Source organism: Vogesella sp. (genome assembly GCF_046297735.1).
In the GTDB taxonomy this organism is placed as follows: domain Bacteria; phylum Pseudomonadota; class Gammaproteobacteria; order Burkholderiales; family Chromobacteriaceae; genus Vogesella; species Vogesella urethralis.
Genome location: NZ_JBKBHK010000018.1, coordinates 37,955 through 50,125, shown reverse-complemented (window position 1 = coordinate 50,125; position 12,171 = coordinate 37,955). Strand labels below are relative to the sequence as shown.

Sequence of the window (12,171 nt, the reverse complement as noted above, 5' to 3'; positions counted from 1 at the left end):
TGAGGAGGCGAACTATACCCACCACGCTCTGGGCCGTCAACACCTCGCCTGCAAAAAAGTGCAAGTAATTGCTTAAGTAGCTGATTTGCAAAGGTGACGAAAAGCAAAAAGGTTGGCCGCAAGCGGCCAACCTTTACCGACACACACCTTACTCAAGGCTGTGGAATGAAATCCGTCTCGCCTGGCACCATCGCAAAACGCCCGGCAGCCCAGTCTTCGCGTGCCTGTTGCAAGCGTTCGCGCTGACTGGCGACGAAGTTCCACTCCATGAAACGGGGCGCGTCCAGCATGGCACCGCCAAACACCACGCCACTGGCGCCTTGCTCGCTGACGATCTCCGACACGCCATCCCCCAGCACCGCCAACTCGCCGGCCTGTATGTTTTCATCGCCGACTCGCACGCTGCCGTCAAACAGGTACAGGCCCCGCTCCGCCGCTTGCGGGAGTTCGAAGCGGGCACCAGCGTGCAACTGCCAGGACAGATACAGCGTGTCGCTGAAGGTACGCACTGGCGATTGCCGGCCGGCCTGATGCCCGATCAGCAACTGGAGGTCGGCACCCGGCAGTTGCCAAGCCGGCAAGCTGGCTGCCGGATAGTGATGAAACGCTGGCGAACAGGCTTCGTCGGCCAACGGCAGCGCCAGCCACATCTGCAAGCCTTCGACAGCAATGCCCTGCTGACGGATATCCGCCGGCACCCGTTCGGAATGGGTAATGCCGCTGCCAGCCACCATCAGGTTGATATCGCCAGGGGTAATGCGCTGCACGGTACCCAGGCTGTCGCGATGCATCATCGCGCCCTGGCGCAGGTAGGTGACCGTCGCCAGACCAATATGAGGATGCTGGCGGACGTCGCCGGCAGTGCCTTCGGCGGTAAAGTGCGCCGGCCCCATATGATCCAGAAACACGAACGGGCCGATGCTGCGGGTACCCATCACCGGCAACAGCCGACGGACAATAAAGCCGATGTCTTTGCTGGCCGGCTGGATGCGGCGGATGATGTCAGACATGCTGCCTCCTCAGGCCAGGCGGCCTTGCTGGTAATCGTCGAATGCCTGTTCCAGTTCCGCCCGGGTATTCATCACGAACGGGCCATACTGGGCAATGCTTTCCTGCAGCGGCTTGCCGGCCAACACCAGCACGCGCGCACCCTCTTCGCTGCGAAGCGTCACGCCGTCACCGGCGGCCGACAGGATGGCCATGTGGCCGGCAGCCAGCACTTGCTGCGTGACCGGCGCCAGCAGGCTGCCCTGATACAAGTACAGGAAGGCATTGTGGCCTGCGGGGATGGCCACATCCAGCGACTGCCCTGCCGGCAAGTGCACGTCCAGGTACAGCGGTTCGGTATCTGGCTGCTGGATACTGCCCGGCTGGCCAGCGTACTCGCCGGCGATAACCTTGACCGTGATGCCATCTGCCAGCTGCAACACCGGGATGTTGGCCGCAGGGATGTCCTGGTAGGCCGCCGGAATCATCTTGCGGGCGGCAGGCAGGTTGATCCACAGCTGAAAGCCGTGCATCAGACCCTCCTCCTGTTCCGGCATTTCGGAGTGGATGACGCCACGACCAGCCGTCATCCACTGCACGCCGCCGGGGCCGAGCAGACCTTCGTTACCCGCGCTGTCGCGATGGCGCATGCGGCCGGCCAACATGTAGGTGACCGTTTCGAAGCCGCGATGCGGGTGCGGCGGAAAACCGGCAATGTAATCGCCCGGATTGTCGGAGCGGAACTCGTCCAGCATCAGGAACGGGTCAAGGCGGCGCTGCAGGTCTTGGGTCAGTACGCGTTTGAGTTTGACGCCGGCACCGTCGGCGGTGTCGACACCACGAACCAGGCGTTCGATGCGGCGGGTGTGGAAGGCGGCGGTCATACGGTTCTCCTGTTGGTTCTTTTGATAGCCACAATATACAAACCTGCCGCCGCCGATAAAAGAATAAAAAACTGTGAACCTTGTTCAGAAAAACCGAGCAGGCGCTGACGTAAAAACACCGCTCCGGGGAGCGGTGTTGGCAAACGGCATGGTCGGTTTAGTCGCCATTCTGGCCCAGGATTTCCTGCGCCCAGATCATGGCGTCCAGGTGCAGGCGGTTCACTTCGCCGGCGTCGAACTTCAACATGCGCGATAGCGTGGCCATCCGTTCGTGGTTGTCCTGTTCTGCCGAAATGGCCAGCGCCAGATACGGGGCAAACAGGCCGTGCTGGTTCAGCAGCGCATCGATCACCGTCGGCGGCAGCTCCAGCGGTGCCAGCGCCTCGTTCAGCTCTACCTGCATCAGCGAATCCAGCAGCGAGAACATGCCGGTCAGGAACAAGTGCTCGCACTCCAGCCGGTGGTTACCGCCCTTCTGTCCCAGCGATTCCATAAAGCGGGCGCGGAATAGCGAGCGCTCCAGCAGCGCCAGTGCGCGGCCGTCTTCGCTTTTGCGCGAGGTAAACAGCAGCATGGTCAGCCACTTGAACAGCGACTCGCGCCCCAGCAGTAGCAGCGACTCCTCGATGGTCATCACCTTGCGCGACAAGCCGTTCATCGGCGAGTTGATGAAGCGCAGCAGCTTGAACAGCAACACCGAGTCCAGCTTGAACTGGGCGTCGATGTCGCGGCTTTCGGCCCCGGCACGCAGCAGGCGCATGATTTCCAGTACCCGCATCTGGCTGGCGTCGGCCTTGGCGCTGGGTGCCGGGCGGAAGTTGGTGAGGAAGCTGCCTTGGTACAGCGCAAAACGCTTGGCTGCACCCGGCGTCTTGACGCACACGTCGAACTCTTCTGCCGAGCCGATATTGCGCGCGTACCAGCGTGCCGCCGGGTATTTGCCAGGCAGCTGATCCATGAACGGGGCCAGCACTTCGTCCGCAGGCGCGGAGAAGTCCATGATCATCATGTCTACCCGCGAGAACAGCTCATCCTGCAACTGCGGCGGCAACACGCTGTGGCCGAACAGGGCTGGCTCCAGTGCAAAGCGGCGGCCTGCTGCGCGATGGGCGTCAATACGGGCAATGGTGTCCATCGATACCGGCTCGTCCATGGCCGGGTTCAGCACGAAAATGACACGTTCGGCCGGGAAGCCTTCCAGCGCCGGATCGGCCAGCGACAGCGTGGACACATGCACCAGCGCACGGCGGAAAGCCAGCAGGCGGAACACGTCCATGTTCACCAGCGTGCTGATCATCAGGCGGTCGTACTGCAGCCACTGGCTAGCGCTGGATTCACGGCGCTTGACGGCGTCGCGCACCATGAATTCATAGGCCACGACGTTCAGCTTCATGTCGTGCAGTGGCTGGTGGGTCACAAAGCCCAGCGTATGCGGCAGCACCGGCGCCGGCTCGGCGGCCACCGGCGCAGGGTTGGCCGCCACCTTCTGGGCGCCAGGCTCGTTGGCCGCCTGCGGGGCGTCATCCTTGCGCGACAGTTTGTCAAACAGGTTCTTGAACATGATCAGGCATCCGTCCGGGGGCGGGGTGTGATTTCAATTTAGCCGATACGGCCGGGAATACGCGGCGTGTCTACGCGCACATCGCCGCACTGGGCGCGGTGACGCAGCGCGTGGTCGATCAGCACCAGCGCCAGCATCGCCTCGGCGATCGGGGTAGCACGAATGCCCACGCACGGGTCATGACGGCCATGGGTTTCCACCATGATCGCCTCCCCGGCCTTGTTGATGCTGCGGCGCGGCTGGGCAATGGACGACGTCGGCTTGATGGCGATGGACACGTCGATGTCCTGACCGGTGGAAATGCCGCCCAGGATGCCGCCGGCGTGGTTGCTGGCAAAGCCTTCCGGCGTCAGCTCGTCACCGTGCACGCTGCCACGCTGGGTGACGCAGCCGAAACCAGCGCCGATTTCCACGGCTTTCACCGCGTTGATGTTCATCATGGCGTAGGCGATGTCGGCGTCCAGGCGGTCGTACACCGGCTCGCCCCAACCTACCGGCACGTTTTCGGCCACCACGCGCAGACGGGCACCCACCGAGTCCAGGCTCTTGCGGATGCTGTCCATATACGTTTCCAGCGCCGGCACGACGCTATCGTCGGCGGCAAAGAACGGGTTGGTATCGACCAGCTCCCAGCTTTTGAACGGAATGGCGACGTCGCCGATCTGGGTCATGTGACCACGGATGACAATACCGAACTGTTCTTTCAACCACTTCTTGGCGATGGCGCCAGCGGCCACGCGCACGGCGGTTTCACGGGCGGAGGAGCGGCCGCCGCCACGCGGGTCGCGGATGCCGTATTTATGCCAGTAGGTGTAGTCGGCGTGGCCGGGGCGGAAAGTGTCGGCGATGTTGCCGTAGTCCTTGCTGCGCTGATCGGTATTGCGGATCAGCAAGGCGATGGGCGTACCAGTGGTCTTGCCTTCGTATACGCCGGACAGGATTTCGACGGCGTCCGGCTCGCGGCGCTGGGTAACGTGGCGGCTGGTGCCGGGTTTGCGGCGGTCCAGTTCCAGCTGGATATCGGCTTCGCTCAAGGCCATGCCGGGAGGGCAGCCATCGACAATGCAGCCGATGCCGGGGCCGTGGCTTTCGCCGAAGGAGGTAACGGTAAACAGCAAACCCATGCTATTGCCAGACATCTTTTTATCCCTGAATGCTTATGGTGATCTCTGGCGATTCTAGCATGGCTGGCAGGGGTTCGAGCGCGCGCCCTGCCGCTGGCGGGCAGAAGGTTGGCCGCACGGCGGGATAAAACAAAACCCGGCCGCAGCCGGGTTGGGATTGACCGTGTGTCATGCACACCGTGCAACGTTTACTGCCAGTCCAGAATCACCTTGCCGCTCTGACCGGACAGCATGGCTGCAAAGCCGGCCTCGAAGTCGTCCACCTTGAAGTGGTGGGTAATGATGGGGGTGATGTCCAGGCCGGACTGGATCAGCGCCACCATCTTGTACCAGGTTTCGAACATTTCGCGGCCGTAGATGCCCTTGATCTCCAGACCCTTGAAGATGACCTGGTTCCAGTCGATGGCGGTATTGGCCGGCGGAATACCCAGCAGCGCTACCTTGCCGCCGTGGTTCATCACGTCCAGCATCTGGCGGAAGGCGTGCGGGTTGCCGGACATTTCCAGGCCCACGTCGAAGCCTTCGGTCATGTGCAGTTCCTGCATCACGGTTTTCAGGTCTTCGCGGCCAACGTTGACGGCGCGGGTGGCGCCCATCTTGCGCGCCAGCTCCAGACGGTAATCGTTGACGTCGGTAATCACCACGTGACGGGCGCCCACGTGCTTGGCGATGGCCACCGCCATGATGCCGATCGGGCCGGCGCCGGTGATCAGTACGTCCTCGCCCACCAGGCTGAAGCTGAGCGCGGTGTGCACGGCGTTACCGAACGGGTCGAAGATGGACGCCAGGTCATCGGAAATATCGTCCGGAATCGGGAAGGCGTTGAAGGCCGGAATCACCAGGTATTCGGCAAACGAGCCTTCACGGTTCACGCCCACGCCGGTGGTGTTGCGGCACAGGTGGCGGCGGCCGGCACGACAGTTACGGCAGTAGCCGCAGGTGATGTGGCCTTCGCCGGAGACGCGCTGGCCAATGGTAAAGCCCTGCACTTCGGAGCCCATGCCGGCCACAACGCCGACGTACTCGTGGCCGACGTGCATCGGCACCGGAATGGTCTTCTGCGCCCAGTCGTCCCAGTTCCAGATATGGATGTCGGTACCGCAAATGGCGGTCTTGGTGATCTTGATCAGCAGATCGTTGTGGCCGACTTCCGGCATCGGAACGTCGGTCATGTTCAGGCCGGGGGCGGCCTGCAGTTTGGCGAGTGCTTTCATGTCAGTATCTCTTCAGGTCGCCACAAGCTCCGGTAAACCCTTGGCCACGAACCCCACGAAAAACACGAATTGCCGCTTTGTCATGCGCTTTGCACGGCATGGAAGGCTTTGTTTGTGTTTGCGGCGGGGGTCGTAGCTAGGCGTTCGCGTCCTTTCGTGGAGTTCGTGGCCAATCAATAATCAAATCACGCCCAGTTCGCGGCCAACCTTGATGAAGGCGGCGACCGTGTGCTTTACCTGCTCCAGCGTGTGGCCGGCGGACATCTGGGTACGGATGCGCGCCTTGCCTTTGGGCACTACCGGGTAGGAGAAGCCGGTCACGAACACGCCTTCTGCCAGCAAGGCGGCGGCCATTTCACCGGCCAGACGGGCGTCGCCCAGCATCACCGGGATGATCGGGTGCTGGCCCGGCACCAGGGTAAAGCCGGCCTCGGTCATGGCCTGGCGGAAGTAGTCGGCGTTGCGCTTCAGGTTGGCGCGCAAGGTGGCGCCTTCTTCGGTTTGCAGGATCTGCAGCACCTTCAGGCTGGCGGCGGTAATGGCCGGGGCCAGCGTGTTGGAGAACAGGTACGGGCGCGAACGCTGGCGCAGCAGGTCGATGATGGCCTGGCGACCAGACACGTAACCGCCAGAAGCGCCGCCCAGCGCCTTGCCCAAAGTACCGGTATAGATATCCACGCGATCGGCTACGCCGCACAGTTCCGGCGTACCGGCACCGGTGTCACCGATAAAGCCTACCGCGTGCGAATCGTCCACCATCACGATGGCGCCGTAGCGGTCGGCCACGTCGCACAGGGTTTTCAGGTCGGCGATGATGCCGTCCATCGAGAACACACCGTCGGTCACGATCAGCTTGAAGCGCGCGCCGGCTGCGTCGGCGGCCTTGAGCTGGGTTTCCAGGTCGGCCATATCGTTGTTTTTGTAGCGGAAGCGCTTGGCCTTGCACAGACGTACGCCGTCGATGATGGAGGCGTGGTTCAGCTCGTCGGAAATCACCGCGTCTTCTTCGCCCAGCAGGGTTTCGAACACGCCGCCGTTGGCGTCGAAACAGCTGGAGTACAGGATGGTGTCGTCGGTGCCCAGAAAGCCGGAAATGGCCGCTTCCAGATCCTTGTGTACTTGCTGGGTGCCACAGATGAAGCGCACCGAGGCGCAACCGTAACCGTAGTCGTCCAGCCCCTGCTTGGCCGCAGCGATCAGGCGCGCGTCGTCGGCCAGGCCCAGGTAGTTGTTGGCGCAGAAGTTCAGCACGTCGCGGCCGCCGCTCAGGGTGATACCGGCGCGTTGCGGGGTGGCAATCACGCGCTCCGGCTTCTCGAAACCGTCGGCGCGGATCTGCGCCAGCGTGGCTTGCAGGTGGGCAAGATAGGTATGGTTCATGGGGGTATCCCTGTGTGTCGCCATTCGGGGTGACAGCCGTGCTGTCATGTGTCTGTCACCATTCTAGACCCGCACATGGCAAATGATCAGGCACAGTGACGCACGATTTTGCGGGGGTGGGTGTTACCCTGCCGTGCGACAATAACGGCCTTTATTCCTTGCCTGCACCACCGTGAAACCGCCTGCCTCGCCCCCGGCCTGCCGTTTGTGCCGCCACCATTACATTACCCACAATGCCCGCTTTCCGTACGGCTGCCGCGCGATGCAGATCAAGAGCAAGCGCAGCCCGGCGCTGGACGTGCGCGAGGCCACCGGCCACCACTGCGTGATGTTCGACGCCAAACCGCCACGGCAGCCATGAGCGTGTCCGCTACGCGGACGATGATTAGACGCCGGTTCCGCCCGGCAGACGGGAAAGGGGGCGGATTGCCGCCCCCTTTTCATTCCCCAGCAACCCGGGGCTGCTCGAAACCCCGTTCAAAATGGCACGCCCCAGGCGCCGCCGAACTCGCCCCTCGCTAACGGCTCGGGGCTCAAACAAATCGGCGTCTTAAAACCTGGGGCGCACCATTTTGACCGGCTCGCGCCAACGGGATGGGGCACTTCACTCACGTCTTGCTACTTAAAAACCAAGCATATTCGCCTAAATGAATGGAACTAGGCCGCAGGCCCGCTTTGATAGGGGGCGAGCTGGCTCGACTCAGCCGCGACGAATGACGCGGGCGGCGTCCAGCGCAAAGTAGGTAAGGATGCCGTCGGCACCGGCGCGTTTGAACGCCAGCAGGCTTTCCATCATGCACTTCTCTTCGTTCAGCCAGCCATTCTGGAAGGCGGCCTTCAGCATGGCGTACTCACCGGACACCTGGTAGGCGTAGGTCGGCACCTTGAAGGTGTCTTTCACGCGGCGGATCACGTCCAGATACGGCATGCCCGGCTTGATCATCACCATGTCGGCGCCCTCTTCCAGGTCCATCGCCACTTCGTACAGCGCTTCGTCCAGGTTGGCCGGGTCCATCTGGTAGGTGTACTTGTCGGCTTGGCCCAGGTTGGCCGCCGAGCCTACCGCGTCGCGGAACGGGCCGTAGAAGGCCGACGCATACTTGGCGCTGTAGGCCAGAATCTTGGTATGAATGAAACCGTCTTCTTCCAGTGCGCTGCGGATGGCACCGATACGGCCGTCCATCATGTCGGACGGGCCCAGTACGTCGGCACCGGCAGCAGCGTGGCACAGCGCCTGCTGTACCAGAATCTCGGTGGTTTCGTCGTTCAGCACGTAGCCGCTGTCGTCCAGCAGGCCGTCCTGACCGTGAATGGTGTACGGGTCCAGCGCCAGGTCGGTCATGATGCCCAGTTGCGGAAAGCGTGCTTTCAGCGCCCGTACCACGGTGGGGACCAGGCCATCCGGGTTGTAGGCTTCTTCGCCGGAGTTGTCCTTGCCGGTTTCGATCACCGGGAAGATGGACAGCATCGGAATGCCCAGTGCCACCGCTTCGGCGGCGGTATCCAGCAGCTTGTCCAGGCTCTGGCGCTTGACGCCGGGCATGGACGCCACCTCTTCCTCGCGGCCTTCCCCTTCCAGCACGAATACCGGGTAGATCAGGTCATTGGTGGTCAGCACGTTTTCGCGCATCAGGCGGCGCGAAAAGTCGTCACGGCGCATGCGGCGCAGGCGGGTAGCGGGAAAGAAGCGATTGGCAAGCATGAGGTTCCTTCGGCAAGTCGATTCAAAACGGCAACAAGATAACAAAGGCAGACCACCATCGATAGCACTGGTTCACAACGGTTTGTTACAGCGCAAGGTTGGCCGCCCGCCGTCAGCGCGGTGCGTCGTCGGCCTGATCGGCGTCGGGCGCGGTTTCGCCGGGCCGGCGATACGGGCTGCCATCCTTGCTGGACGGCGCATAAGTACCGGGGATGACGCCAGGCGGCAGCTTGCCGTCGCCGGTCTTTTTCGACATGCGCGCCAGCGTGGCGATGACAGTGCCGACCGGCGCCACGATGATCAGTACCCAGAACCAGGTTTCGTGCAGCAGATTCATGGAGCTTCCACAATGAAAAACGCCGGGGCAGCCCCGGCGTGTCAAGTTTTTGGTTAGCGCAAGGATATCAGACCTTGTCGTAAACCGGTTGGCCGCCATGCTTGCGCTCGGCTTCCAGATTGTCTTCCGACTGATGGCTGGTCCAGTAGTCGGCGTTCTTGATACCCAGTTTTTCCGGGTGGAACACCGGATCCAGGCCTTGTGCTTTTTGTGCTTCGTAGTCGCGCAGTGCGATAAAGGCCGGCTTTTGCAGCAGCAGGATGGCGGCGATGTTCATCCACGCCATCATGCCCACACCGATATCGCCCAGGCCCCACGCCAGATCGGCGGTCTTCACGGTGCCGTATACCACGGTCGCCATGATGCCGATCTTCAGTACCAGCGTCAGCCACGGGCGATTTACCTTGCGGCTGAGGTAGGCGATGTTGGTTTCGGCGATGTAGTAGTAGGCAATGATGGTGGTAAAGGCGAAGAAGAACAGCGCCACCGCCACAAACACGCTACCAAAACCCGGCATGATGTTTTCCATCGCGGTCTGCACGTAGCCTGGGCCCGCAGCCACACCGGCAATACCGGTAAACATGGCTTGGCCATCCGGGCCTTGTACGTTGTACTGGCCGGTAATCAGCAGCATGAAGGCGGTAGCCGAGCACACAAACAGGGTGTCAACGTACACCGAGAACGCCTGTACCAGACCTTGCTTGGCCGGGTGCGATACGGCAGCGGCAGAAGACGCGTGCGGGCCAGTGCCTTGACCTGCTTCGTTGGAGTACACACCACGCTTCACACCCCACTGGATGGCCAAGCCCAGGATGGCACCGAAACCAGCATCCAAACCGAAGGCGCTCTTGATGATCAGGGCCAGCACGCCAGGCAGCTGGTCGATATGCAGCGCCACGATCACGCAAGCCACAATGATGTAGGCCAGTGCCATGAACGGCACCACGATTTCGGTGAACTTGGCGATACGCTTCACACCACCAAAGATGATAAAGCCCAGCATCAACGCCAGAATGGCGGCGGTCACATTGGGGCTAATGCCCAACGCTTTTTCCAGGCCAGCACCAATGGAGTTGGACTGGGTACCCGGCAGCAGTACGCCGCAGGCGAAGATGGTAGCCACCGCGAACACGATGGCAAACGGCTTCATGCCCAGGCCTTTTTCAATGTAGAACGCCGGGCCACCGCGGTATTGGCCGTTGATCTTTTCCTTGTAGATCTGACCCAGGGTGGACTCCACAAACGCCGAGCTGGCGCCCAGGAAGGCCACCATCCACATCCAGAAAATCGCACCCGGGCCACCGAAGGTGATGGCAGTGGCCACACCAGCGATGTTACCGGTACCCACACGGCCAGCCAACGTCATCGCCAGCGCCTGGAATGGCGAAATACCGCTGCTGTCACCTTTGCCATCAAGCATCAGACGGATCATCTCGCCGAAGTGACGCACTTGCGCAAAACGGCTACGAATAGAAAAGTACAGGCCAACGCCCAGGCAAAGGAAAATCAGGCCTTTGCTCCAGATCCAGCCGTTCAGAAAATCGACTAATTCCTGCATGTTTGCTCCTTTGATATCAGGGTCTGTTCCCATTTGGTGTCGGCAACCTGGTCAGGGTTACCGCCATCGCGCAGGTCATGCGCCTGCTTTGCGAAGCCGCAAACATACTGAAACAATGGCCATTGCGCCAGCGCAATGGATACATTAACCATTATTTGTCAGACAATCGCCCTGCTGCGCACGATGATTGCCACAAAATGCAAAACGCACCGCGGGTTAACCCTCGCGGTGCGTTGTTCGGCACAACTATGTAACAAATGGCTTAGCCGAAGAAGTCTTTCAGCTTGTCGACAAACGACTTGGCGCGCGGTGTGTGGGTGGCCACATCGCCCTGGCTGATGGCTTCAAATTCGCGCAACAGCTCTTTCTGGCGCTCGGTGAGGTTTACCGGCGTTTCGACGACAACGTGGCACATCAGGTCGCCAACGTCGCTGCCACGTACCGATTTCACGCCTTTGCCGCGTACACGGTAAACACGACCGCTCTGCGTTTCGGCGGCAATTTTTACCTTGACCATGCCGTCGAGGGTGGGGATTTCCACCTCGCCGCCCAGCGCGGCCACGGTAAAGCTTATCGGCATTTCGCAGTGCAGGTCTTTGCCATCGCGCTCGAACACGCTGTGCTTCTTGACGTGCACCACCACGAACAAGTCGCCGGATGGGCCGCCGTTCTGCCCCGGTTCGCCTTCGCCAGACAAGCGGATGCGGTCGCCTTCGTCCACACCGGCCGGAATCTTCACGTTCAGCGTCTTGTGGGTCTTCACCTGGCCGGCGCCGTGGCACTTGTGGCACGGGTCGGTAATCTGCTTGCCGCTGCCGTGGCAGGTGGGGCAGGTTTGCTGGATGGAGAAGAAACCCTGGCTCATGCGTACCTGACCGTGACCACCGCAAGTGGTACACGTTTTCGGCTGGGTACCCGGCTTGGCGCCGCTGCCGTGGCACACGTCGCAGGTTTCATGCGACGGAATGCGGATCTGCTTCTCGCAACCGCGCGCCGCCTCTTCCAGCGTGATCTCCATGTTGTAGCGCAGGTCGGAGCCGCGGTACACATTGCTGCGCCCGCCACGGCCACCGCCGCCGCCACCGAAGATGTCGCTGAAGATGTCGCCGAAATCGAAGCCGCCAAAGCCCTGGCCGCCACCGCCCATGCCGGCCTGCGGGTCCACGCCGGCGTGGCCGTACTGGTCGTAAGCGGCACGCTTCTGGCCGTCGGACAGGATCTCGTAGGCTTCTTTCACCTCCTTGAACTTGTCTTCCGCTTCCTTGCTGTCCGGGTTGCGGTCCGGGTGGTACTTCATCGCCAGCTTGCGATAGGCCTTCTTGATGTCGTCATCCGACGCATCGCGATTGACGCCCAGTACCTCGTAGAAATCCTTTTTCGCCATGCTGTATCACCTCGCGCCAACCGTGAAGGTTGGCCGCATA

Annotated in this window: 11 protein-coding genes; 1 reads left to right on the top strand and 10 read right to left on the bottom strand. The window is 61.7% G+C overall.

Going from position 1 to position 12,171, the window contains the following annotated elements; genetic code table 11:
- Window positions 1–152: 152 nt before the first annotated feature.
- From ACK4FZ_RS15995 to ACK4FZ_RS15970, 6 genes are all read right to left on the bottom strand, one after another.
- Window positions 153–1,010, bottom strand: coding sequence for a pirin family protein (locus tag ACK4FZ_RS15995; RefSeq protein ID WP_409822551.1), 858 nt, complete (start codon window positions 1,008–1,010; stop codon window positions 153–155).
- A gap of 9 nt (window positions 1,011–1,019) precedes the next feature.
- Entirely contained in the window at window positions 1,020–1,871 is an 852-nt protein-coding gene (locus tag ACK4FZ_RS15990; protein ID WP_409822549.1) for a pirin family protein, read from the bottom strand.
- 157 nt (window positions 1,872–2,028) lie between these two features.
- Window positions 2,029–3,432: an EAL and HDOD domain-containing protein gene (locus ACK4FZ_RS15985; RefSeq protein WP_144373949.1), complete on the bottom strand. Its 1,404-nt coding sequence runs from the start codon at window positions 3,430–3,432 to the stop codon at window positions 2,029–2,031.
- A gap of 38 nt (window positions 3,433–3,470) precedes the next feature.
- Entirely contained in the window at window positions 3,471–4,571 is a 1,101-nt protein-coding gene (gene aroC / locus ACK4FZ_RS15980) for a chorismate synthase (protein ID WP_409822545.1), read from the bottom strand.
- 173 nt (window positions 4,572–4,744) lie between these two features.
- Window positions 4,745–5,770, bottom strand: coding sequence for an L-threonine 3-dehydrogenase (tdh, locus tag ACK4FZ_RS15975; RefSeq protein WP_409822543.1), 1,026 nt, complete (start codon window positions 5,768–5,770; stop codon window positions 4,745–4,747).
- 180 nt (window positions 5,771–5,950) lie between these two features.
- Window positions 5,951–7,150 carry a glycine C-acetyltransferase gene (locus ACK4FZ_RS15970; protein ID WP_409822541.1) on the bottom strand — a complete coding sequence of 400 codons (1,200 nt, stop codon included), beginning with the start codon at window positions 7,148–7,150 and terminating at the stop codon, window positions 5,951–5,953.
- Between the two features lie 172 nt (window positions 7,151–7,322).
- Here ACK4FZ_RS15970 and ACK4FZ_RS15965 point away from each other — a divergent pair, with 172 nt between their 5' ends.
- Window positions 7,323–7,511 carry a hypothetical protein gene (locus tag ACK4FZ_RS15965; RefSeq protein WP_409822538.1) on the top strand — a complete coding sequence of 63 codons (189 nt, stop codon included), beginning with the start codon at window positions 7,323–7,325 and terminating at the stop codon, window positions 7,509–7,511.
- 339 nt (window positions 7,512–7,850) lie between these two features.
- Here the strand turns inward: ACK4FZ_RS15965 and hemB are convergent, their stop codons facing one another.
- From hemB to dnaJ, 4 genes are all read right to left on the bottom strand, one after another.
- Window positions 7,851–8,852: a porphobilinogen synthase gene (hemB, locus tag ACK4FZ_RS15960; protein WP_144373954.1), complete on the bottom strand. Its 1,002-nt coding sequence runs from the start codon at window positions 8,850–8,852 to the stop codon at window positions 7,851–7,853.
- A 112-nt stretch (window positions 8,853–8,964) separates the two neighbouring features.
- Window positions 8,965–9,189, bottom strand: coding sequence for a hypothetical protein (locus tag ACK4FZ_RS15955; protein WP_144373955.1), 225 nt, complete (start codon window positions 9,187–9,189; stop codon window positions 8,965–8,967).
- 67 nt (window positions 9,190–9,256) lie between these two features.
- Complete coding sequence (locus tag ACK4FZ_RS15950) at window positions 9,257–10,747, bottom strand: alanine/glycine:cation symporter family protein (RefSeq protein ID WP_409822534.1); 1,491 nt, start codon at window positions 10,745–10,747, stop codon at window positions 9,257–9,259.
- Window positions 10,748–11,009: 262 nt separating this feature from the next.
- Complete coding sequence (gene dnaJ / locus ACK4FZ_RS15945) at window positions 11,010–12,131, bottom strand: molecular chaperone DnaJ (protein WP_409822532.1); 1,122 nt, start codon at window positions 12,129–12,131, stop codon at window positions 11,010–11,012.
- Between the last annotated feature and the right edge of the window lie 40 nt (window positions 12,132–12,171).

What these genes read in the sequence shown, in the direction of transcription:
- ACK4FZ_RS15990 (WP_409822549.1), bottom strand. Translation starts at nt 1,871, where the DNA reads ATGACCGCCGCCTTCCACACCCGCCGCATCGAACGCCTGGTTCGTGGT.
- ACK4FZ_RS15950 (WP_409822534.1), bottom strand. Translation starts at nt 10,747, where the DNA reads ATGCAGGAATTAGTCGATTTTCTGAACGGCTGGATCTGGAGCAAAGGC.
- tdh (WP_409822543.1), bottom strand. Translation starts at nt 5,770, where the DNA reads ATGAAAGCACTCGCCAAACTGCAGGCCGCCCCCGGCCTGAACATGACC.
- hemB (WP_144373954.1), bottom strand. Translation starts at nt 8,852, where the DNA reads ATGCTTGCCAATCGCTTCTTTCCCGCTACCCGCCTGCGCCGCATGCGC.
- ACK4FZ_RS15985 (WP_144373949.1), bottom strand. Translation starts at nt 3,432, where the DNA reads ATGTTCAAGAACCTGTTTGACAAACTGTCGCGCAAGGATGACGCCCCG.
- aroC (WP_409822545.1), bottom strand. Translation starts at nt 4,571, where the DNA reads ATGTCTGGCAATAGCATGGGTTTGCTGTTTACCGTTACCTCCTTCGGC.
- ACK4FZ_RS15970 (WP_409822541.1), bottom strand. Translation starts at nt 7,150, where the DNA reads ATGAACCATACCTATCTTGCCCACCTGCAAGCCACGCTGGCGCAGATC.
- ACK4FZ_RS15955 (WP_144373955.1), bottom strand. Translation starts at nt 9,189, where the DNA reads ATGAATCTGCTGCACGAAACCTGGTTCTGGGTACTGATCATCGTGGCG.
- ACK4FZ_RS15995 (WP_409822551.1), bottom strand. Translation starts at nt 1,010, where the DNA reads ATGTCTGACATCATCCGCCGCATCCAGCCGGCCAGCAAAGACATCGGC.
- dnaJ (WP_409822532.1), bottom strand. Translation starts at nt 12,131, where the DNA reads ATGGCGAAAAAGGATTTCTACGAGGTACTGGGCGTCAATCGCGATGCG.